This is a genomic window from Mycobacterium sp. SMC-15 (genome assembly GCF_045310925.1).
In the GTDB taxonomy this organism is placed as follows: Bacteria; Actinomycetota; Actinomycetes; order Mycobacteriales; family Mycobacteriaceae; genus Mycobacterium.
The window spans coordinates 241,998-263,144 of record NZ_JBJIAJ010000002.1 but is presented as its reverse complement, the minus strand read 5'-3'; the positions used below and the strand labels follow the sequence as shown (position 1 = coordinate 263,144).

Sequence of the window (21,147 nt, the reverse complement as noted above, 5' to 3'; positions counted from 1 at the left end):
CGCCGGTCGCCAGGGGCGGCGGATCATCACGATCCGCCGCCCTTGCCTCCGGTACCGCCGGCACCGCCTTGGCCGGGTGTGGCGCTGTCGGTGCCGCTGGCACCACCACCCGCAGTCCCAGCACCCCCGGTAAGACCGGCCTGACCGGAACCGCTCAGGCCGCCGGTACCACCGGTGCCGCCCTTACCGCCGGCACCGGCAGTCCAGCCGTTCTTACCGGTGCTGCCGTTACCGCCGATGCCGCCCTTGCCGCCGTTACCACCGTTGCCGCCCTTGCCGTCCGCGCCGTCGGCGCCGTTGGCGCCGGCGATGCCGCCGCCGTTGCGGAGGGTGCCTCCGGAGCCGCCCTGGCCGGACGCTCCACCGGTGCCGCCGGTGCCACCGTTGCCACCGAGCCCGCCGGCCCCGGCGGTGTTGCCCTTGGAGCCGGAACCACCCGTACCACCCGTGCCGCCGGCACCGCCGTTGCCGCCCGTACCGCCTGCGCCACCCTTGCCGCCGACGCCGCTGTTGCCGGACTCGGTACCACTGGCACCGCCAGCGCCGCCGGCACCGCCGGCGGCCGCGGCCGTTCCGTCGCCACCGACACCGCCGGTTCCGCCGGGAGCCTTCGAGCCACCCGTCGTTCCGGTTGTTCCGGTAGTGCCGTTGGCCCCGAGTCCGCCCGCGCCACCCGTACCGCCCGCACCACCGTTGCCGTTGAGTGCCGCGTCGCCACCGGCGCCACCGGCGCCACCCTGCTGGGCGGCCGCGCCGCCCAGCACGGCATTGGTGCCGGTACCGCCGTTACCGCCGACGCCACCGTTTCCGGTGCTACCGGCAGCCCCGGCCTTACCACCGGCCGCCTGCGCGGTGTGATCGGCGTTCCAGCCGCCGGCCCCGGCTGTGCCAGCGGTTCCTGCCGTGCTCGAGCTGTCACCGCCGTTACCGCCGGATCCGGCCACCGCACCACCGCCGCCACCGGCACCGTTACCGCCGCGACCACCGTCACCGGCGTTACCGGCGCTACCGGCGTTGCCGCCCTTGCCGCCCACGCCGTCAGCGCCCGCGGTGCCGTGGGCAGAGCTGCCGCCGAAGCCGCCGTTGCCGCCGACACCGCCATCCGCACCGTTGCCCGCCGTGCCGGTGGCGTCGCCACCGTCGGTGCCGTTGCCGCCGGTGCCCGCTGCCGCATCGACACCCGCAGTGCCGTCGGCGGCGTCGCCGCCGTTACCGCCCGAACCCGCCGCGCCACCGACGCCGCCGGCGCCACCGTTACCGGCCTGGCTGCCGCCCGCGCCACCGCTACCGCCGTGGCCACCGTCACCGCCGGCCACACCGTTGGTGCCGTCGCCGGATGCCTCGGTGCTGCCGTTGGTGCCGGTAGCGCCGGCACCGCCGGCCCCACCGTTGCCGCCGTTACCGACAGCGCCGCCGGCACCACCGTCACCGCCGCTACCGCCGGACTGGGCGACGCCGTCACCGAGCATGACACCCGTGCCGCCGGCGCCGCCGTTACCGCCGTTGCCGGTGCTGACGTTGCCGTCCGCGCCGGCCTTGCCGTTGGCCGCGATGGTGTTGTCACCGCCGACGCCGCCATTTCCGGCGCTACCGCCGTACCCGGCGTAACCGCCGGCGCCACCGTCGCCGCCGTCGCCGGCAACGTGGTCGGCACCGCCGCCGGCACCGTTACCGCCGTTGCCGCCGCGCCCGGCCGCACCGCCCGCGCCGCCGTTGCCGCCGACCCCGCCGGCACCGGTGCTGCCCTGGGTTCCGTTGGTCGCGGTGCCACCGAGGGCACCCGCACCACCGTGGCCACCGGCGCCGCCGTTACCGCTGAGACCGGCGTCGCCACCGTCGCCACCGTCGGCGCCGCTGCCGGCCACCGCGTTCTGCCCGTCGGTTCCTTGCGCAACGCCACCGATGCCGCCGGTACCACCGACACCGCCGCGGCCGCCGGCGCCACCGTTACCGGAGATGCTGCCGCCGGCGCCACCCACGCCACCGTTGCCGCCCATGCCGCCGTCGGCACCGTTGGTGCCGTCGCCATTGCCATCGATGATTCCGTTGGCACCCAGAGCGCCGGCGCCGCCGTTACCACCGGCACCACCGTTGCCGATCGTGCCGGCCGCGCCACCTATGCCGCCGTTACCGCCGGCCTGGGAAGACCCATCGGCGAGCACCTGACCGGTACCGCCGTGGCCGGCGTTGCCGCCATTGCCGCCGACTCCGAGAGCGCCGTCGATGCCGGCCTTACCCGGGCCGCCCGTACCGGTACCGCCGGCACCGCCCAGACCTGCCGCAGCGCGGTCACCACCGTCGCCGCCGTTGCCGCCTGCGCCGGCCACTGCGTTGTTGCCACCGCCCGAGCCGTTGGCACCGGTACCACCGTTACCCGCGTTCCCGGCGTTACCGCCGTTACCACCGTTACCCGCGGTGCCGTTGACGGCGCTGCCGCCCTTGCCGCCGGCCGCACCGGATGCGGCGTTGCCGCCGTCACCGCCGCTGCCGCCTGCCGAGCCGCCCGTGCCCAGGGCTCCGTTGCCACCCGCACCGCCGCTGCCGCCGTTACCGCCATTGCCGCCGTTACCCGCGTTACCGGAGATGGAGCCGCCGTTACCGCCGCTACCGCCGACCGCACCGGCAGTGCCCGACGCGCCGTCGGTTCCGTTGCCGTCGCCACCGGTGATCCCAGCGGCGCCGGTGGTACCGGAACCACCGTTACCGCCGTTACCGCCGTTGCCGATGTTGCCGCCGTCGCCGCCGTTACCGGCCTTACCGCCGGCCTGACTGGTGCCCTGAGCGTTACCGCCGTTACCGCCGTTACCGCCGTTACCGCCGTGTGCGCCCGCCAATCCGTCGGTGCCGTCGGCCCGCTGAGTTACACCATCGCCGTTGTAGCCGCCGGTGCCTCCGATACCGGCAGTGCCGACGTTGCCACCGGCACCGCCGTTACCACCGGATCCAGCGAGGCTGTTGACACCACCGCCGGCACCGTTGCCACCGCGACCGCCGTCCGCGCCGGTTCCGGCGTTACCGGCGTTGCCACCGATTGTGCCCAGACCATTGGTGCCGGCTGTGCCGTTGGTGGCGGTACCACCGGCACCGCCGTTGCCGCCGTTACCACCGTTACCACCGCTGCCGCCGTTACCGCCGTTGCCGCCGTTGCTGCCGGCTCCACCGGTTCCTGCGACCGCGTCAAGACCTGCCTTGCCCTGGAAGCCGTTGCCACCGTTGCCACCGTTGCCCGCAGCTCCGGCGCCGCCGCCCGCGCCACCGTTGCCGGCGATCGAGCCGCCCTTGCCGCCGGCGCCGCCATCGCCGCCCGAACCACCGGACTGGCCACTGATGCCATTGACCGAACTGGCTGAGCCGCTGGCGCCATTGCCGCCGACACTGCCGGCGCCACCGGCGCCACCGACGCCACCGTTGCCGTAGGTGCCGGCGTCACCGCCGAGTCCGCCTGCGCCACCGCTCTGCGGGTTGCCGTTGGCCAACACGGCACCGTTGCCACCGCGACCGCCGGCGCCGCCGTTACCGCCGGTCGCCGCACCGCCGTTGCCACCGTTGACGGCCTGGTGGCCGTCGCCGCTCAGGCCGCCCTTACCGCCGAGGCCGATCGCGCCACGGTCACCGCCGTCACCGCCGTTACCGCCGTTACCGGCAATCGCGTTCGAGCCGCCGCCGGCGCCGTTGGCACCGGTACCGCCGTTACCCGCGTTGCCCGCGGCGCCACCCTGACCGCCGACGCCACCGGCACCGGCCGCACCGTTGTTGCCGAGCGTTGCCGTGCCGCCGACACCACCGGCGCCACCGTTGCCACCGAGACCACCCGAGCCACCGTCGCCGCCGTAGCCGCCGTTGCCGCCGGATAGCCCGCTGCCGAATGTCACCGATGGGGCATTGGCACCGTTGGCGCCGGAGCCACCGCGGCCACCCGCGCCACCGGCCCCACCAGCGCCACCGGCGCCGGCGTCACCGGAGATGCTGCCGCCTTCGCCGCCGTCACCACCAGCGCCACCGGCACCACCGAGACCGCCGCTGGTTCCGCTGCCGCCGTTGCCCGCACCGTCGACGGTCCCGTCGACACCTGCGGTGCCGGCCGAACCGATTCCACCGTTACCGCCGGCGCCGCCGACGCCGACCGGTCCGGCCGCGCCGCCGCGGCCACCATCGCCACCGGCCTGAGGCGATGCATCGGCGTGCACCACGCCGGCACCACCGTTGCCGCCCGCACCGCCGTTACCGCCGGTCGCCGCGGCACCGGCCGCACCGTTGGCGGCCTGGTCGGTGTTGTCGCCGTTCCAACCGCCTTCACCAGCGGTCGCGCCGGCCTCGCCACGGACACCGCCCTGGCCGCCGGCACCACCGTTGCCAGCCTTGGCCCCGGCGCCGCCGCCGGCACCGTGGCCGCCCTGGCCGCCGTTACCGGCGTTGCCCGCGTCACCGGCGTTGCCGCCGACGCCGCCGACCCCGGTGGCGCCAGCCGAACCGTTGGTGGCACTGCCGCCCGCACCGCCGTTGCCGCCCTGGCCGCCGTTGCCGCCCTTGCCGCCGTCGCCGGCGTCGCCACCGTTGGTTCCGTCACCGCCGGTGCCTGCACCGGCGTTGATACCGGCAGTTCCGTCGGCGCCGTTGCCACCGTTGCCGCCGTGGCCTGCGGCGCCGCCGCTACCGCCGGCACCACCATTGCCGGAGACCGAGCCGCCGGCACCACCGACGCCACCGACGCCACCGGCACCACCGTCGGCACCATCGGTGCCGTTGCCGTTGATGTCGGTAATTCCGTCGACCGTCGCACCGGTGCCACCGTTACCGCCGGCACCACCGTTGCGCACCGACGAACCGTCACCGCCGGCACCGCCGGCGCCACCGCCCTGGCCAGTGTTGGTTGCGCTGATCAGGCCGATACCAGCACCGCCCTGGCCGCCGGCACCACCGTCGCTGCCCTGGCCACCGTTGCCGGCTCCACCCTGGGCTCCGGCCGCAGTGCCGGTGCCGCCGACGCCTTCGGTTCCCGCACTTCCGCCGTCCGCACCCGCGCCGCCGGCACCACCGGCGCCCGCGTTGGCAGCGCCGCCACCACCGAGGCCGGTACCACCGTTGCCCGCGATGCCGGCGTTGCCACCGTCACCGGCGTTACCGCCGGCACCACCGGTGCCGTTGTTGGCCACACCGCCACTACCACCGGTACCGCCCTGGCCGCCGGCTCCGGCATTACCGCCGTAGCCACCATCGGTGTCGACGACGGTCGCGTCCGCACCCGCGCCACCGGCGCCACCATTGCCACCGTTACCGGCGTTACCGCCAGCACCACCATTGCCTGAGGTGGTACCGCCGGTACCACCGGTACCACCGTTACCGCCCACGCCGCCGAGGAAGCCGTCGGTGCCGTTGCCGTTGGGGTCGGTGATGCCGGCGACAGTCGCGCCGACACCGCCGTTACCACCGGTACCACCGTTTCCGACCGCTGCCGCGTTACCACCGGCACCGCCGTGACCACCGCCCTGACCGGTCAGCCCGTCGCTGGCCAGACCACTGCCGTCACCACCGTTACCACCGGTCGCACCGCCACTGCTCAGACCCGCCTCACCCGCACCACCGTCGGCACCGGCCTGCACACCCGCGCCACCGGCGCCCAGGTTGCCCGCCGCACCACCGTCGGCGCCGTTACCACCGGCACCACCGTTACCGGCGTTGTCGGCGCCACCGCCACCAAGGCCCTTACCGCCGGCCGCAGCGGTACCTGCCGCACCACCATCGCCGGCGTCACCGCCCGCACCACCGGTGCCATTGGCCGACGTGCCGCCCGCACCACCGGCGCCGCCCGCACCACCGGTGCCGGCGCTACCGCCGTTGCCACCGGCCGCACCGGCCACCGTCGCGTCAGCTGCCGCGCCGCCCTTGCCACCGGAAGCACCGGTACCACCGGCGCCACCGGCACCACCGGTACCCGAGTTGCTACCGGCCGCACCACCAACGCCACCGGCGCCACCGGCGCCGCCGACACCACCGGTCGTGCCGTTGCCTCCGCCGTCGGTGAACCCGTCAGCTCCAGCGAAGCCCGAACCGCCGGCGCCGCCGGCACCACCATTGCCGTTCGTGGCCGCGTTACCACCGGCGCCACCCTGGCCGCCGGCCTGACCGGTGATGCCGTCGCTGGCCAGACCACTGCCGTCGCCACCGTTACCACCGGCCGCACCGCCACTGCTCAGACCGGCCTCACCCGCACCACCGTCGGCACCGGCCTGCACGCCCGCGCCACCGGCGCCCAGGTTGCCCGCCGCGCCACCGTCGGCGCCGTTACCACCGGCACCACCGTTACCGGCGTTGTCGGCGCCACCGCCACCAAGGCCCTTACCGCCGGCCGCAGCGGTGCCTGCCGCACCACCATCGCCGGCGTCACCGCCCGCACCACCGGTTCCGTTCGCCGAGGCGCCACCCGCACCACCGGCACCGCCCGCACCACCGGCGCCGGCGCTACCGCCGTTACCACCGGCCGCACCGGCCACCGTCGCATCGTCTGCCGCGCCACCGTTACCACCGGAGGCGCCGGTACCACCGGCACCACCGGCACCACCGGTGCCCGAGTTGCTGCCGGCCGCACCGCCTGCACCGCCGGCGCCGCCGGCACCACCGACACCACCTGTGGTGCCGTCGCCGTTGCCGTCGGTCGTTCCGTTCGCGCCATCGGCTCCCGCACCGCCGGTGCCGCCGGCACCACCGTTGCCGTTCGCGGCGGCGTCACCACCGGCACCACCGGCACCGCCGGCCTGACCGGTGAGGCCGTCGCTGGCCAGGCCGCTGCCGGCACCGCCGTTACCGCCGGCCGCGCCATCACTGCTCAGACCGTCAAGGCCCGCGTCGCCAGAGGCACCGCCCGCGACACCACTTCCGCCGGCGCCGCCAGCTCCCGCCGCGCCACCGTCGGCGCCGTTACCGCCCGCGCCGCCAGCGCCGGCTGCGTCACCTCCTCCGCCGCCGAGGCCCTTGCCACCGGCAGCTGCGGTACCGGCCGCGCCACCGTTACCGGCGTCACCGCCCGCGCCGCCGGTGCCGTTGGCCGACGAGCCACCGGCACCGCCCTTGCCGCCCGCACCACCGGTACCGGCACTGCCGCCGTTTCCGCCGGCCGCACCGGCGACCGTCGCGTCGTCGGCGGCCCCGCCGTTACCACCAGCGCCACCCTGGCCGCCGATACCGCCGGCACCACCGGTGCCGGAGTTGGATCCGGCCGAACCACCGGCGCCACCCTGGCCACCGGCACCGGCGTTGCCGCCCGCGGTACCGCTGCCGCTGTTGTCTGTCGTGCCTTGCGTGCCGTTGGCACCCGCGCCGCCGGCGCCGCCCGCACCGCCGTCGCCATCGGTGGCGGCATTGCCACCCTGACCACCGACGCCTCCGGCCTGCCCGGTTACGCCATCACTGGCCAGGCCGACACCCTTGCCACCTGCACCGCCAGCACCACCGTCGCTGCCCGCACCGACATTGCCCGCGCTACCGGCCGCGCCGCCATCGGTCCCGGTTCCCGCGGTCCCGGCCGCACCGCCGACCGCACCATCGCCACCTTGGCCACCGGCGCCCGCTTCGTCGAAGTCCCCGCCGCCGAGGCCCGCGCCGCCAGCCGCGGCCTGCCCGGCCGCGCCACCGTTACCCGCGGCACCGCCGGCACCACCGGCGCCGACCGCGGAGACGCCACCCGCACCACCGTCGCCACCGAGGCCACCGGCGCCGGCGTTACCGCCGGTACCACCGGCGTTGCCGGCCACCGTCGCGTCGTCGGCCGCGCCACCGTTACCACCGATGCCGCCGGTTCCGCCCGCGCCGCCTACGCCGCCCGTGCCGGAGTTGGTACCGCCGGCGCCACCGGTGCCACCCGCGCCGCCGGCACCACCGGTTGCGCCCGCGGTGCCGTTGCCATTGCCGTCGGTGACGCCGTGCTCACCGGTCGCACCCCGGCCACCGGCGCCACCCGCGCCACCGTCGCCATCGGTGCCGGCGTCGCCACCGTTACCGCCCTGGCCACCGGCCTGCGCGGTGCCGTCGCCAAGGAGCTCGCCTGCGCCACCGACACCACCGGCACCACCATTGCCCTCGGCACCGTCGACACCCGTCGCACCGGTCGCGGCGTAAGCAGACCCGCCACTGGAGCCGCCCTTACCACCGGTACCGCCCTGGCCCGCAGTGGAGGCGGCCGCACTACCACCGTTACCGCCGGAACCGGCCGCTGCGGCGTTACCGCCACCGGCACCGGCACCACCGGCACCACCATTACCTGCCTGACCACCGGCGCCACCGTCGCCACCGATACCACCGACACCGTGCGCACCCGCGGTGCCGTGCGCGGAAGTCCCGCCCGCACCACCCGCACCGCCGACGCCGCCGACGCCGCCGTTGCCGGCCGTGTTCGTCGCGTCGCCACCGTTACCACCGGTGTCACCGCTACCGGCGGCCGCATCCGTACCCGCGGTGCCATCGGCACCGGCGCCACCGACACCACCGGTGCCACCGCGGCCACCGGCACCACCGGCGCCACCGTTGCCGGCGTCGGAACCAGCGGCACCACCGGCGCCACCGACACCACCGGCGCCACCGGCCAGACCCGTGGTGCCATCACCGTTGACATCGGTGTGCCCGGCAAGGCCGACCGCACCGTCACCGCCGGCGCCACCGGCGCCACCGTTGCCCAGCGAGCCAGCGTCACCACCACGACCACCGGCACCACCGGCGGTTCCTGCGATGACGGCGTCGGCGCCGTCACCACCCTGGCCACCGTTACCACCACCGGTCGCCGCCGCACCCGCAGCACCCGCCGTGCCACCAGGTGCCGCCGCACCACCGGCACCGGCCACACCCGCGTCACCACCACGACCGCCCGCGCCACCATCGACATACGTCGAGTCGCCGTCGGCGCCGGCGCCACCGTTACCACCGACACCGGCGTTACCACCGTCACCAGCAGTGCCACCAACACCGGCGACACCCGCCGACCCCAGCAGACCACCGGAACCAGCAGCACCACCACGACCGGCCGCACCACCGGCGCCACCGTTGCCACCGTCACCGGCATGGCCGCCTGCTCCACCGGGGGTTGTGGCGTTGATGCCGTCGCCGCCATCGCCACCATTACCACCGTCGGCACCAGCACCGCCGGCACCACCCTTACCGCCGGAACCGATCAGCCACGAACCACGACCACCAGCACCACCATTACCGCCCGCGCCACCATTAGCACCGGCAAGGCCATTCAGCCCAGCACCAACAGTCGCCCCCGCAGCACCCACCGCGCCATCGCCACCAAGACCACCGTTACCGCCCGAACCGAACGCCAAACCAAGGCCATCACCACCGACACCACCAACACCACCGGCACCACCAGCGATACCAGCACCACCAGCGCCGCCATCACCACCAAGACCCATCCACCAGCCGCCAGCACCACCGGCGCCACCATCGCCACCATCGATACCCGCACCACCGGCGCCACCATCGCCGAACATCCCCGCCGAACCACCCACACCACCGGTGCCATCAGCAGCGGTACCACCGGCACCACCATCACCGAACCACAAACCACCAGCACCACCAGCAGCCTGCGCCAGCGTCCCACCATCAATACCGTCAGCACCATTACCGATCAGAATCTGACCGAAACCAAAAATATTGACGAAATCATTGACCGCAGAACCAAACGAACTGTTGATCCACGCCTGACCCAAGTCATGCCACGGGTCATAGAACAACGACCCAAACCAATCATCAGCAGCCGCCGACCCCGGCACACCCGCCAACGACGCATCAAACGACAAACCAACATTGCTCAGCAACGGCTCCCACGAAGCCTGATCAAACAACGTCTCCCACGACGACGCCTGACTCAAATCACCAAGAGCCCCAGCCAAATCCGCACCAACCAGATCAACAACCCAATCCAGCTCATCAGCATGCGCAACAGGCGCCGAAGACAACGGCGACAACCCAAACGCCAAAAACGCCCCAACCGCACTACCGGCACCCAACAGACGGCGGCCACGCCGACGTGAACTGCCGTTGCCCGAAGCGTTACGTCCTACTGCCATTTGGGTTTTCCTATCTGTGTGGCCCACAGTTGTGCTCGCTTTGTCTGTCATGAAGTTTGGATTTGGCGGCTTGCTCAGCAGGCTCAGCCGTAGAAGCCCAACGCCGCGGCGATCTGGTTCGGAATGTCGTTGAGCCACTCCGACGCCACGCCGAAGAAGTTGCCGTTGATGCCCAGCAAGCCCACGTCGGACAGCCCCAGCCCGTCGATCAGGCCGTTGATGTCGAGGCTGCCGAAGCCGAGATCGGTGAGCAGCGAGTTGATCGTGATACCGCCGAGGCCGAGGTTGGCGACGATGGTGTCCAGGTCGAAGGTGTCCAGGCCGATCCAGCCGAGGAAGGTGCCCAGGGTGGGATCGCCGAGCACACTGGTCATCAGGTCGGTGATGAACGTGTCCAAGTGCACCTCGTCCAGCCCCAAGCCATTGAGGATGCTGTCGATCGAGACACCGCCCAACAGGCTGTTGATGAACTCGTCGAGGCTCTGGTCGTTCAGGCCCAAGCCGTTGAGAATGCCGGCGATCGAGATGCTGCTCAGCCCGAGGCGGTCGATGAACATGTCGATGTCGATGTTGTTCAGGCCGAGGTTGTTGAAAATCGCCTGGATGTACATGTCGTTCAGGCCGAGACTGTCGATCAGGCCGGACAGACTGACGCTACCCATGCCCCAGTCCTCGAACAGGGACAGCAGCGTGGTGTCGGTCAGCCCCAGTCCGGCGACGGCGCTCTCCATGAGCTCCGTCAGGCTCGGGTCGAAGCCCCAGGCCAGCAAGAACTGCTCCAGAGTGACATTGCCGGTCATGTTGCCCAGACCGTCGAACAACGTCTCCAGCGTGTAGTTCCCGAGGCCCATGGCGTCAAGGCCTTGGAAAATGGTGACGTCGTACAGGTGCATGTTCTCGAGAACCTGGCCGACGGTGTTGGTGCCCATCACCGCGCCGAGGGTCGGGTTGCCGGCCTTCTCGAGCAGGGCGGCCTGATCCGGGGCGAGCACGCCCAACGGCGTCTCGGCCAGGTTCGCGTAACCCGGCTCTGGGCTGGGGAGCGTGTACATCAAGTCCACGAGCACAACGTCGGTCACCGGAGTGGTGGGGTCGTACCCCATGGTGTTCTCGCCGATCGGCATCATCTCCATCAGATCGCCGAGGGTCTGGCTGCCGAAGGGGCCCATCAGGTCGCCCAAGGTGGCGCCGGGCGGGAACATCGAGAGCATCATTTCCATCAGCGGGGTGCTGCCGCTGATGTCCGGTCCGAGGAAGCCCTCGTTGAGCAGGTCGACCAGCGTCTGGTCGCCGTACTCGCCCAACATTCCGGCGAGCGCGCCGATGGTGATGTTGCCGAGGCCCATCTGCTCGAAGAAATCGGTCAGTGGGGGGTCGCCCAGCGCATCGGTCAGCAATCCGCCGACGGTCCAGGTCGGGTCGATCAGACTGGCCAGGGATTCGTTGCCCGTAGCGCCGAGCAGATCCTTGATCAGGCCACCGACGGTGGCGTCGTCACCGCCGACGAAGCTCAGGATGAGCTCGGACAGGCTGGGGTTGCCGATGTCGGTCTGGTTGAGCAGTGCGATCAGCAGGCTGGCGACCGAGTCGCCGGGCTCGATTCCGCCCAGGCTCTCCAAGAGCTCAGCGATGGTGGGGTTGCCGATGCCGGCCTCGTTGAAGACGCCGATCAGCAGCTCGGAGAGCGACTGGGTGCCGATGCCCATGTCGTTGAGCAGGTCCACCGGCGTCATGTGGCCAAAGCCGAGCCCGTCGAGCATGTCGATGATCAGCGTTTCCAGGGGAACATCGCCGATACCGGCCTGCGACAGCAGCTGGGTGATGGTGGTGTCACCCATGCCGGACAGATCGACCACATCACCGATATTGAAGTTGGCGTCGATCGGCTGTCCGGGGGTCAAGAGGCCGTTGAACAACGGGAAGTAGGCGCCCCCGAAGGAGGCCCCGGTGCTGCCGTTGAGGAAGGCGTCCAACAGCGTCGCCGGCGCACCGATCAGCGCCGAGAACGCCTTCATCGGGTCGGTGAACAGGTTGCCGAAGATTTCGTCCATAACCTGCTGGAACGCGTTGCCCATAGTCACCCATGGGCCAATTCCTGCGAGCAGGGAAGCCGCCCACGTCGGTAGCTGCAGGTCGAGCTCCGCGGGGAACGGGAACATCTGGAAGCCGACGGTGGGCATCGCGTTGGTGAAGATGTTGATGACATCCGGGATGCCGTTGATGGCCTCTTGCGGGTTCGTGATGATGTGCTGCAGCAGACCCCACATGTCCACTGAGTTCTGGTTCAGCGCCTGCAGGCTCGCGATGGTGTGCTCGAACAGGTCGGTGTAGGGCGAGAAGAAGCCCGACGTGAGCGCAACGCCACGCTGCTCGACCATCGCGAGCTGATGGGAAAGCTGCGGCAGGTTCGAGGCCACGGGGGGGACCGCGACCAGGCCCACCCCGACAACAGCCAGGCCGGTGGTGACGTACGGACGAAGTGTTTGCTGCATGACGCCCTCCCGGACGGAAGTTCCGAAGTTTTCCTGTCGCTTAGCCACCGAGCACCGCCGTGATTTGGTCCCCTAGGCCGTCAAGCCAGTAGGACATCGAGCCCCAGAACTCGCTGATCTGCGCGTTGATCACGGTCATATCGCCGAGGCCCATGGAGGTCAGGAGTTCGTCGACGGTCTGGGTGCCGAAGTCGCCGAGCAGTGCACTGACCGTCGAGGTCCCGAACAGCGAATCGATCAGCTCGTTGAGCGTCTGATCGCCCAAGCCCAGGGCGAGCATCTGGTCGGCGATGGTGGTGATGCCGAAGAACTGGTCGAACAGGTCGCTGAGCGACTGGCCGCCGAGGCCGAAGTCGTTGAGCATGTCGTTGAGGGTCTGCGGTCCCAGCGCCTGACGAATGATGTCGTCGAGGTGCATGCTGCCCAGTCCGCCGTCATCCAGTGCGTTGGCGACGGTTTGGTCACCGAAGGTCTGGGTGAGCAGTTCACTCATGGTCTGGTCGCCCAGACCGGACGCGCTGAGCATGTCGATGATGGTCTGGTCGGCGGGCACCAGCTGGTTGATCAGGTCCGCCAGGGTGGTGCTGCCCATGACGCCGAGCAGCTCCGAGAGCGGCTGGTCAGGCATACCGGCCAGTACCAGGTCGGTCAGGGTCTGATCGGCCATGCCCGACTGTTCGAGCATCTGACCCAGGGTCATCGCGAAGTTCGTCTGGATCATCTCGGCGAGGGTCATCTCGCCGGTGGGGCCGAGCATCGAAATGAGCGGGTCGTTCAGCTGGTCGCCCAGGAAGGTGGCGATGGTCGTACCGGCCAGGGAGTCGGACAGCAGGGCGTCACCGCCCTTGTCCAGCGGGGTCATGCCGGTGGCGACGAGCATGTCGTTGATCGTCAGGTTGCCGGTGATGTAGGACAGGTTGCCGAGAATCGTGCCCAGCGACAGGTTGGTGATGCCCAACAGGTCGGTGATGTCCCCGACCGTCACAGTGCCGAAGCCCGCGTAACCCATGATGTCGGCCACCGTGGCGTCGCCGGAGGGACCGAGGATGCTGACGATCAGCTGGGACATGTCCGCGTCGGCAAGGCCGGCCTGGCTGAGCAGGTCCATCATCGTCTGGTTGCCCAGGCCCAACCCGCCGAGCAGCGAGGTGATGAACTCGTGGGTGGTCTGGGCACCGAGGCCGGTGGCGTCGAGCAGGTCCGCCGGGGTTTGACCGCCCAGACCCAGCGCTTCCACCGCCGTCTGGAGCAGGCCGTTGAGCGTCAGGTCGCCGGCGCCGATGTCACCGAGGAGCTCGTTGACCGTCGGGTCTCCGATACCCAGCGCGTTGAGCACGTCCATGCCCAGGTCGGCCAGCTTGAGGTCGGCCAAGCCGACGTCGCCCGCGATGTCGACGACCGTCGGGTTGTCGAAGCCCAGGGCATGGGTGAAGTCGATCGCAAGGTCGGCGACCTGAACGTTGCCGATACCCAGCTGGTCCATGAGCTCAGCGATGGTGGGGTTGCCGATGCCCACCGCGTCGAAGACGGTGCTCAGCACGCTGGAGACCTCGAGGCTGCCCAGGCCGAGGGCGTTGATGACGTCGACCGGGGTGTCGTCGCCCATGCCGAGGCTGTCCAGCAGGCCGGTCAACATCCCGGCCACCTGCATCGTGCCGATGCCGGTCTGGTCGAGCAGGCTGGCGATGGTCTGGTTGCCGATGTTGAGGTTGTTGGCCAGCTCCTCGGCCGTCTGGTCGATGATCAGGTTCTGACCCGGGACCAGGAGGCCGTTGAAGACGGGGATGCTGATGCCGGCCACATCGATGGTGCTGGTGCCGTTCAACCACGCGTCGAGGAGGCGCGGGACCGCGGTGAAGATGGCCGCGAACGGGTCCAGCGGGTCGTTGGGGTTGAAGATCTCGTTGAGGATGTCCTGCATCGCGTCGTTGACCGTGACCAGCGGGCCGATGATCCCCATGCCGATGGTCAGGATCGGCGAGAGCAGAACCATGAGCGGGTCGGAGCCGCTGATCGAAGGCATGATGCTGGTCAGGAAGTCGAAGACCTCCGGCAGCCGCGACAGCGAACTCGGGTCGCTGAAGATCTGCTCGAGCAGGTTGATCCACCCGTTGTCAGATCCCATCGCCACCAGGTTGGTGGCGGTGTTGTTGAACAGGTCCTGCCACGGTCCGAAGAAATCGGCCGTGAGCTTCACAGGATGGTGCTGGACCAACTCATAGGACTGGCGAGGCTCAACCTGAGGCCGCAGCACCGCCGCGGGAACGGCCCCGTTGACCGCGATCAACGCGGCACCCGCGATCGCGACACCGGGGGTGACGTACGGGCGAAGCGCGAGCTGCATCATGCTCTCCTACGGACACTGACTACGGACGTTGCTTAAACTTACATGAGTTTTCCGCTTTGTCGAACCGTAATTTTTATAAGGAAAACAGTCGTAAAAACCCTGGTTGATTGCACGTGAGGCGATAGATGTCCATCAGGCAGGAAAGACGTATCCCCATGTCACCGAGGTGTGCACCCTGAACCCAAGCGCAACTCTTGGGTTTTGTTAATGATTATTCTGCGGGTGTGGCGACGCTGAGGTAGGGACGTTTTGACGGCGGATGGCGCCGCCGACAGAGCCCGAGCGGCTACCGGGAAACTCGACACCCGGGTGCGGACTCCGCCCCACCGTCAGGACAAGCAGCCGGCGCCGGGAAGTCGAACCTGGGCCTGCGGGGCCAGCGCCTTAAAGTCAGCCGGGCAGCAGCGGCGGTCCCAGCGGGCCTTGAAGTCAGGCCCGGTCCGGCCCGTCCTGCGGTCTCTGGTCGTGCGCCAACGCCGACGCGACCATCCGGCCCAGTCCGGCCAACAGCGCACCCTTGAGCCCCGGGGCGGCTTTGCCCGGCCGCGGCTGCGCCCACTCCGCCAGCACGGTCAGTTCACCGGCGACATACTGGTCGCGGCACGCACCGCGCTGAATCTTGCCGCTGGTGGTGGTCGGTATCCGCATCGGCTTGAGCAGTACGACGGCCTGCGCCTCGATGCCGTGGTGGGCGCGGACCGCCCCCCGGATCGCTTCGATCAGGTCGTGGGGATCGATGCCGGCGGCCTCGTGGTGATGTACCTCCTGCACCACCACCAGGTATTCCGGGGCGTAGCGTTCGGTCGGCAACTGGAACACCGCACCCCGGCTGGGCATCAGCGCCGGGTGGCATGCCTGCACGGTCAGCTCGATGTCATTGGGGTAGTGGCTGTACCCGCCGATCGTCATCAAGTCCTTGCACCGGCCGGTGACGAACAGCTCGCCGCCAGAGAAGAACCCCAGGTCGCCACTGCGCAGGTAGGGCCCCTCGCCCGTGTCGGCCAGGTGTGCCGCAAACGCGTGCTCGGTCTCCTCGGGACGGCCCCAGTAGCCCACACCAACGCTCGGCCCCGATACCCAGATCTCGCCCACTTCGTCAGGGGCGCGGCGTAGCCGGGTCTCGGGATCGACGATCAGGACTTCCTGCGTCTCCGGCTTGACGCCACAGCCCACCAGGGGCACCGCCCCGGCGGCGTCGGCTTTCACCTCGACGACCCGTTCCTCACTGAGCGCGGACCGATCAATGTGCCGGACCACGGGCACCGGCGACTCAGACATGCCCGTCACGCCCAGCGTTGCCTCGGCCAGCCCGTAAGCGGGAATGAAGGCCTCGGGACGGAAGCCGGCCGGCGCGAACACCTCGGTGAAGGACCGCAGCGTCTCAGCGCTGATCGGCCCAGCGCCGATCACGGCGATCGACAGGCTCGACAGATCAAGCGCGGCAATCTGTTCTGGGGTGCTGCGTTTGACGCAGGCCTCGTAGGCGAAGTTCGGCGCGGCGGTGATGGTCGCCTGGTAGCGCGAAATCGCCTGCAACCAGCGGATCGGGCGCATCAGGAAGGCGCTCGGCGACATCAGCACCGTGGTGCGGCCACCGTAGATGGTGCCCAAGATGCCCCCGACGAAGCCCATGTCGTGGTACTGCGGCAGCCAGGACACCCCGCTGATCGGGCTGTTCATCACTGGTGCGTCGTCGGCTGGGTTCAGGGCCCACCGCATGACCTCGAGGTTGCTCAGATAATTCCGGTGGGTCAGCACGCAACCCTTCGGCACCCCGGTGGACCCCGACGTGTACTGGATCATGGCGAGGCTGTCCGCGCCGATGTCCTGCCGCTCCCAGGCCGACCCGTCGTCGGAGACCTCATCCATGGCCAGCCAGGTCAGCTTCGGCCCAGCACTGAGACCATCGACCGCAGACTTCATCTTGGCCTGGGTTTTGGCCGTCGCCAGCGCGAAGCGCGCATCCGCTTCGGGGACGACGGTTTCGATCCGCCGGATCGGCCAGTGTTCGTCGACCGGGACGGCGACGGCGCCGGCGTAAAAACAGCCGAACAGTCCGACGATGCTGTCTACCCCGGGGCGGCAGAGCACCAGTACGCGCTCACCGGCGGCGCCCTGGCGCTGCAGGGTCGTCGCGATCGAGCGGGCGCGCCGGTCCAGTTCGCGGTAGGTGATTCGGTCCTCTTCGATGTCGCCTTCGGGGCAGAAGATGAAGGCGGGCGTATCTCCCAGACGCGCGGCCTGCTGCTGCATCAGGTCAATGAGGGTTTCCAAAGCCAGGGGGGCCAGGGAAGTCGTCGGCTCTGCCATCTTCTGATCAACCTTCAGGGGTGCTTCGCGGTAACGGCCCACAGCGTAGCTTGCGTGCCAACGGCCGGCCACGAATGAGGAAACGCGTGATACCAGCTGCGGCGTACGTCAGCCCAGCGACGCCAGCGCCCGAACCAGCTGGTCCACTTCGGCCATCGTCGAGTAGTGGCCCAGCCCGATGGTGACCGCTCCCCCGATGTCATTGACCCCGATCGCATCCAGCACCCGGGATCCGGCATTGGCGATCGCCAGTACGCCGTTGTCGGCCAGTCGCTGCACCACTCGCTCGGCCGGCACCTTCTGTACTGCGAAGCTGACCACCGGGATGCGCGCCTCGGGCTGGCCGATCAGCATCACCAGCGGCAGCGACCGCAACGAGCTCAACAGGTACTCGAACAGCCGGTTCAGATACGCCGCGGCGGACTGCATCGATACCGCCAGCCGCTCGCGCCGGCTGCCCCGGGCCGACTCGTCCAGCGAAGCCAGGTACTCGACACTGGCCACCAGCCCGGCCAGCAGACCGAACTGGTGCAGACCGACTTCCAGTCGGGCCGGGCCCACGGCGTGCGGGTCCAACGACACCGACCCGAAGGTGTCGATCAGCGCCGGGTCGCGAAAGACCAACGCACCCACCGGCGGCCCGCCCCAGGAGGCCGCGTTGACGGCCACCACGTCTGCGTCGACTTCGTTGATGTCGAGCAGTTGGTACGGCGCCGTGGCCGAGTGGTCGACGACCGCCACGCCGCCCGCATCGTGGACCAGCTTGGTGACCGGCCGAAGATCGGTGACGGTGCCCAGCACCCCCGACCCCGAGGTCAGTGCCACCAGCCGGGTGGACGGGGTGATCAGGTTCTCCCACTGCCAGCTGGGCAGCTCCCCGGTCTCGATGTCGACCTCGGCCCATTTGAGCTTGGCGCCATAGCGGTTGGCGGCTCGCACCCAGGGGGCGATGTTGGCCTCGTCGTCGAGACGGGTGACCACTGTCTCGTAGCCCAGGCTCACCCGCGACGACGCGGCATCGGCCAACGCGCTCAACAACACGGCGCGATCCGGACCCAGCACCACCGCGGCGGGATCGGCGCCCACCAGATCGGCCACCGCCTGGCGGGCCGCGACCAACACCGCGGCACTGCGCCGGGCCGCCGGGTGCGGGCCGGCCGCCTTCGCCAACGACCCCCGGAAGGCGGTCGACACGGTGGTGGCCACCGAGTCCGGAATCAACATGCCCGAGGGCGAATCGAAATGAACCCATCCGTCACCGAGCGTCGGGTGCAATCCACGCACGCGAGCGACGTCATAGGCCATGCCAGCCACCTTAAAACTTCTCAAGATCGATCGGTGAACGTCTCGGATAACGAGATAGCTCCCCCGCAATACGGAGCCAGGCCACCTTGGCAGACATACTAGTGCAGTGCTTCTTGGCTTCGGAATGGTCGCCGCGCTTTTGCTACTGGTAGGACCGGGCGCGCTCGTAGCGGCCGGCGCCGGGCTGAACTGGCCATTAGCCGTAGCGCTAGGCCCGGCACTTACCTACGGAGTCGTAGGCCTGGCCATCGTCCCTTTCGGCGCCGTCGGAATCCCTTGGAACGCAACCACTGCAGCGGCCGCACTGGTGGTAGTCGGCGCCGCGGTGGCCGGCCTGTCGCGGGGAATGCGAACTTTGCTGGAGCGCCGTCCCGGCATCCATGTGGCGGCTCCCTCGCCGGCGTTGTGGCCAATAGTCACGGTGGCCGCCGGAACGCTGCTGGGCGTATTGCTGATCGGCTGGGCAGCGGTGCGGGGAATACCGGACTGGCAGAGCATTCCCAGCACCTGGGACGCGGTGTGGCACGCCAACACCGTCCGCTTCATCCTCGACACCGGCCAGGCCTCACCGACCCACATGGGCGAGCTGCGCAACGTCGAAACCCACGCCTCGCTGTATTACCCGTCGGCATTCCACGCGCTGACCGCGGTGCTGTGCCAACTGACCGGCGCCGCACCCACCACCGGCTACACCCTGGCCGGCCTGGCCGCCTCGGTGTGGCTGTTCCCGGTCAGCGCCGCGCTGCTCACCTGGAATCTGCTGCAGCGAGTGACGAGCACGGCCGTGACGGCGGTGTCCGCGGGCACCGCTGCCGCGCTGTCGGCGTCCTTCACCGCGCTGCCCTACGTCGAGTTCGGCACCGCCGCCATGCCCAATCTGGTGGCCTACGGACTGGTGGCGCCGGCGTTCGCACTGATCACCGCGGTGCGCACCCTGCGGGACCGGATGTGCGTGGCGGTGCTGGCGCTGTTGGGCGCGTTCTCGGTACACCTGACCGGGGGCGTGGTCACGGTCTTGCTGGTGGCGGCCTGGTGGCTCAGTCCCTGCGATGGCACGCTGTGGAATCCGCTGCGCGGGAAGCGGCGTGACACCCTGGCCCTGGCCGGGGTCCTGATCCCGACCGGGCTGCTGCTGTTGCCGCAACTGCTCAGTGTGCGCAAGCAGGCCGAGATCATCGCCGGGCACGCGTTCCTGACCCACGAGGGCCGCAAATCGGGTTTGCGGGACGCACTGCTGATGCACACCCGCCACCTCAACGACTTTCCGATCCAATACGCGCTGGTGGCTCTGGCCGCGGCGGGTGCAGCGGTGTTGGTGGCCCGCAAGGTGTGGTGGCCGTTGGCGCTATGGGCGGTGCTGGTGGTGGGAGTGGTGCAGTCCTCGGCTCCGCTCGGCGGCCCGGTGGGCAAAGTGGTGGGCACCTTCACCGACCTGTTCTACAGCGACCCGCGCCGGATCATGGCGGCGATGACGCTGCTGTTGGTCCCGATGGCCGGAGTGGGCCTGGCGGCGCTGGCCGGGCTGATTTCCAAACCGGTGGGCGCGCGGGCGCGGCCGGTGCTGACCGGCCTGCTGCTGGTGGCGACGACGGTCGGGTTGGCCTGGCACTACCTGCCGCGGCACGCGTTCTTGTTCGGCGACAAGTACGACTCGGTGATGGTCGACTCCCGCGACCTGCAGGCGTACGCCTTCCTGGCCGACCTGCCCGGGGCCCACGACACCGTGATCGGTAACGCCAACGTCGACGGCAGCGCCTGGATGTACGCGGTCGCCGACCTGCACCCGCTGTGGACGCACTATGACTATCCTCAGCAGCAGGGCCCGGGCCCGGAACGGTTCGTCTTCTGGGCCTACGCCGACGACGCAGACACCGATCCGCGGGTAGCGGCCGCCGTGCACGACCTCAATATCCGCTACGTGCTGATCAGCAGCCCGACGGTCCGCGGGTTCACCCTGCCCGACGGGCTAGTGTCACTGGAGAAATCGCGGTCGTGGGCCAAGATCTACGACAATGGCGGGGCCAGCATCTACGAATGGCAGGGAGGCGGAGCACGGTGAGCACCAGCGGCAGCAGCGGCGCAGACGACATGGACAGCGCAGATGGCGTCGAGATCATCAGCGGTGCCGACCCGCGGCTGCTGGCGGCCGGACTCAACAGCTCCACTGACACCGCCAATGATGACGAGGCGTCGCTGACCGACCTGATCGAGCAGCCCGCCAAGGTGATGCGCATCGGCACCATGATCAAGCAACTGCTCGAGGAGGTGCGCGCCGCACCGCTCGATGACGCGAGCCGGGCACGGCTGCGCGAGATCCACTCCGCCAGCATTCGCGAACTCGAGGACGGCCTGGCCCCGGAGCTGCGCGAGGAGCTGGACCGGCTGACCCTGCCGCTGCGCGAGGACGTCACACCGTCAGATGCCGAGCTGCGAATCGCCCAAGCCCAGCTGGTGGGCTGGCTCGAGGGCCTGTTCCACGGCATCCAGACCGCACTGTTCGCCCAGCAGATGGCTGCTCGCGCGCAGCTGGAGCAGATGCGCCACGGTGCGCTGCCCCTCGGCGCCGCCGGCGGCGGTCACGCCCAGGGCCACACCGGCTCCGGCCAGTATCTGTAAGCCTGCAAGCGGAATTGCC

At 70.1% G+C, this 21,147-nt stretch carries 8 protein-coding genes; 2 read left to right on the top strand and 6 right to left on the bottom strand.

Translation table 11 applies throughout. The features are described from left to right. Positions 1 to 26: 26 nt before the first annotated feature. From ACJH71_RS03970 to ACJH71_RS03945, 6 genes are all read right to left on the bottom strand, one after another. Positions 27 to 9,311, bottom strand: a complete 9,285-nt coding sequence (locus tag ACJH71_RS03970) for a hypothetical protein (protein ID WP_406756745.1) — start codon at positions 9,309 to 9,311, stop codon at positions 27 to 29. Further along, a complete protein-coding gene (locus ACJH71_RS03965; protein WP_406756744.1) occupies positions 9,227 to 9,610 on the bottom strand; it encodes a hypothetical protein in 384 nt (127 codons plus the stop codon). Before ACJH71_RS03965 ends, ACJH71_RS03970 begins: the two co-directional genes overlap by 85 nt. Positions 9,611 to 10,141: 531 nt before the next feature. Further along, positions 10,142 to 12,550, bottom strand: coding sequence for a hypothetical protein (locus tag ACJH71_RS03960; RefSeq protein ID WP_406756743.1), 2,409 nt, complete (start codon positions 12,548 to 12,550; stop codon positions 10,142 to 10,144). A 40-nt stretch (positions 12,551 to 12,590) separates the two neighbouring features. Next, the gene (locus tag ACJH71_RS03955; RefSeq protein ID WP_406756742.1) at positions 12,591 to 14,894 is read right to left on the bottom strand and encodes a hypothetical protein; all 2,304 of its coding nucleotides are present in this window, start codon (positions 14,892 to 14,894) and stop codon (positions 12,591 to 12,593) included. A gap of 432 nt (positions 14,895 to 15,326) precedes the next feature. Continuing rightward, a complete protein-coding gene (locus tag ACJH71_RS03950; protein WP_406756741.1) occupies positions 15,327 to 17,207 on the bottom strand; it encodes a fatty acyl-AMP ligase in 1,881 nt (626 codons plus the stop codon). A 108-nt stretch (positions 17,208 to 17,315) separates the two neighbouring features. Then, the gene (locus tag ACJH71_RS03945; RefSeq protein ID WP_406756740.1) at positions 17,316 to 18,512 is read right to left on the bottom strand and encodes a cysteine desulfurase-like protein; all 1,197 of its coding nucleotides are present in this window, start codon (positions 18,510 to 18,512) and stop codon (positions 17,316 to 17,318) included. 124 nt (positions 18,513 to 18,636) lie between these two features. On the opposite strand from ACJH71_RS03945, the gene ACJH71_RS03940 reads away from it, so the two are divergent. After that, positions 18,637 to 20,571, top strand: coding sequence for a DUF6541 family protein (locus ACJH71_RS03940; protein ID WP_406756913.1), 1,935 nt, complete (start codon positions 18,637 to 18,639; stop codon positions 20,569 to 20,571). After that, complete coding sequence (locus tag ACJH71_RS03935) at positions 20,547 to 21,128, top strand: bacterial proteasome activator family protein (protein ID WP_406756739.1); 582 nt, start codon at positions 20,547 to 20,549, stop codon at positions 21,126 to 21,128. The genes ACJH71_RS03940 and ACJH71_RS03935 overlap by 25 nt, the downstream gene beginning before the upstream one ends. The last annotated feature ends 19 nt before the right edge of the window (positions 21,129 to 21,147 follow it).

What these genes read in the sequence shown, in the direction of transcription:
- ACJH71_RS03965 (WP_406756744.1), bottom strand. Translation starts at nt 9,610, where the DNA reads ATGGTGCTGACGGTATTGATGGTGGGACGCTGGCGCAGGCTGCTGGTG.
- ACJH71_RS03960 (WP_406756743.1), bottom strand. Translation starts at nt 12,550, where the DNA reads ATGCAGCAAACACTTCGTCCGTACGTCACCACCGGCCTGGCTGTTGTC.
- ACJH71_RS03955 (WP_406756742.1), bottom strand. Translation starts at nt 14,894, where the DNA reads ATGCAGCTCGCGCTTCGCCCGTACGTCACCCCCGGTGTCGCGATCGCG.
- ACJH71_RS03950 (WP_406756741.1), bottom strand. Translation starts at nt 17,207, where the DNA reads ATGGCAGAGCCGACGACTTCCCTGGCCCCCCTGGCTTTGGAAACCCTC.
- ACJH71_RS03945 (WP_406756740.1), bottom strand. Translation starts at nt 18,512, where the DNA reads ATGGCCTATGACGTCGCTCGCGTGCGTGGATTGCACCCGACGCTCGGT.
- ACJH71_RS03940 (WP_406756913.1), top strand. Translation starts at nt 18,637, where the DNA reads ATGGTCGCCGCGCTTTTGCTACTGGTAGGACCGGGCGCGCTCGTAGCG.
- ACJH71_RS03935 (WP_406756739.1), top strand. Translation starts at nt 20,547, where the DNA reads ATGGCAGGGAGGCGGAGCACGGTGAGCACCAGCGGCAGCAGCGGCGCA.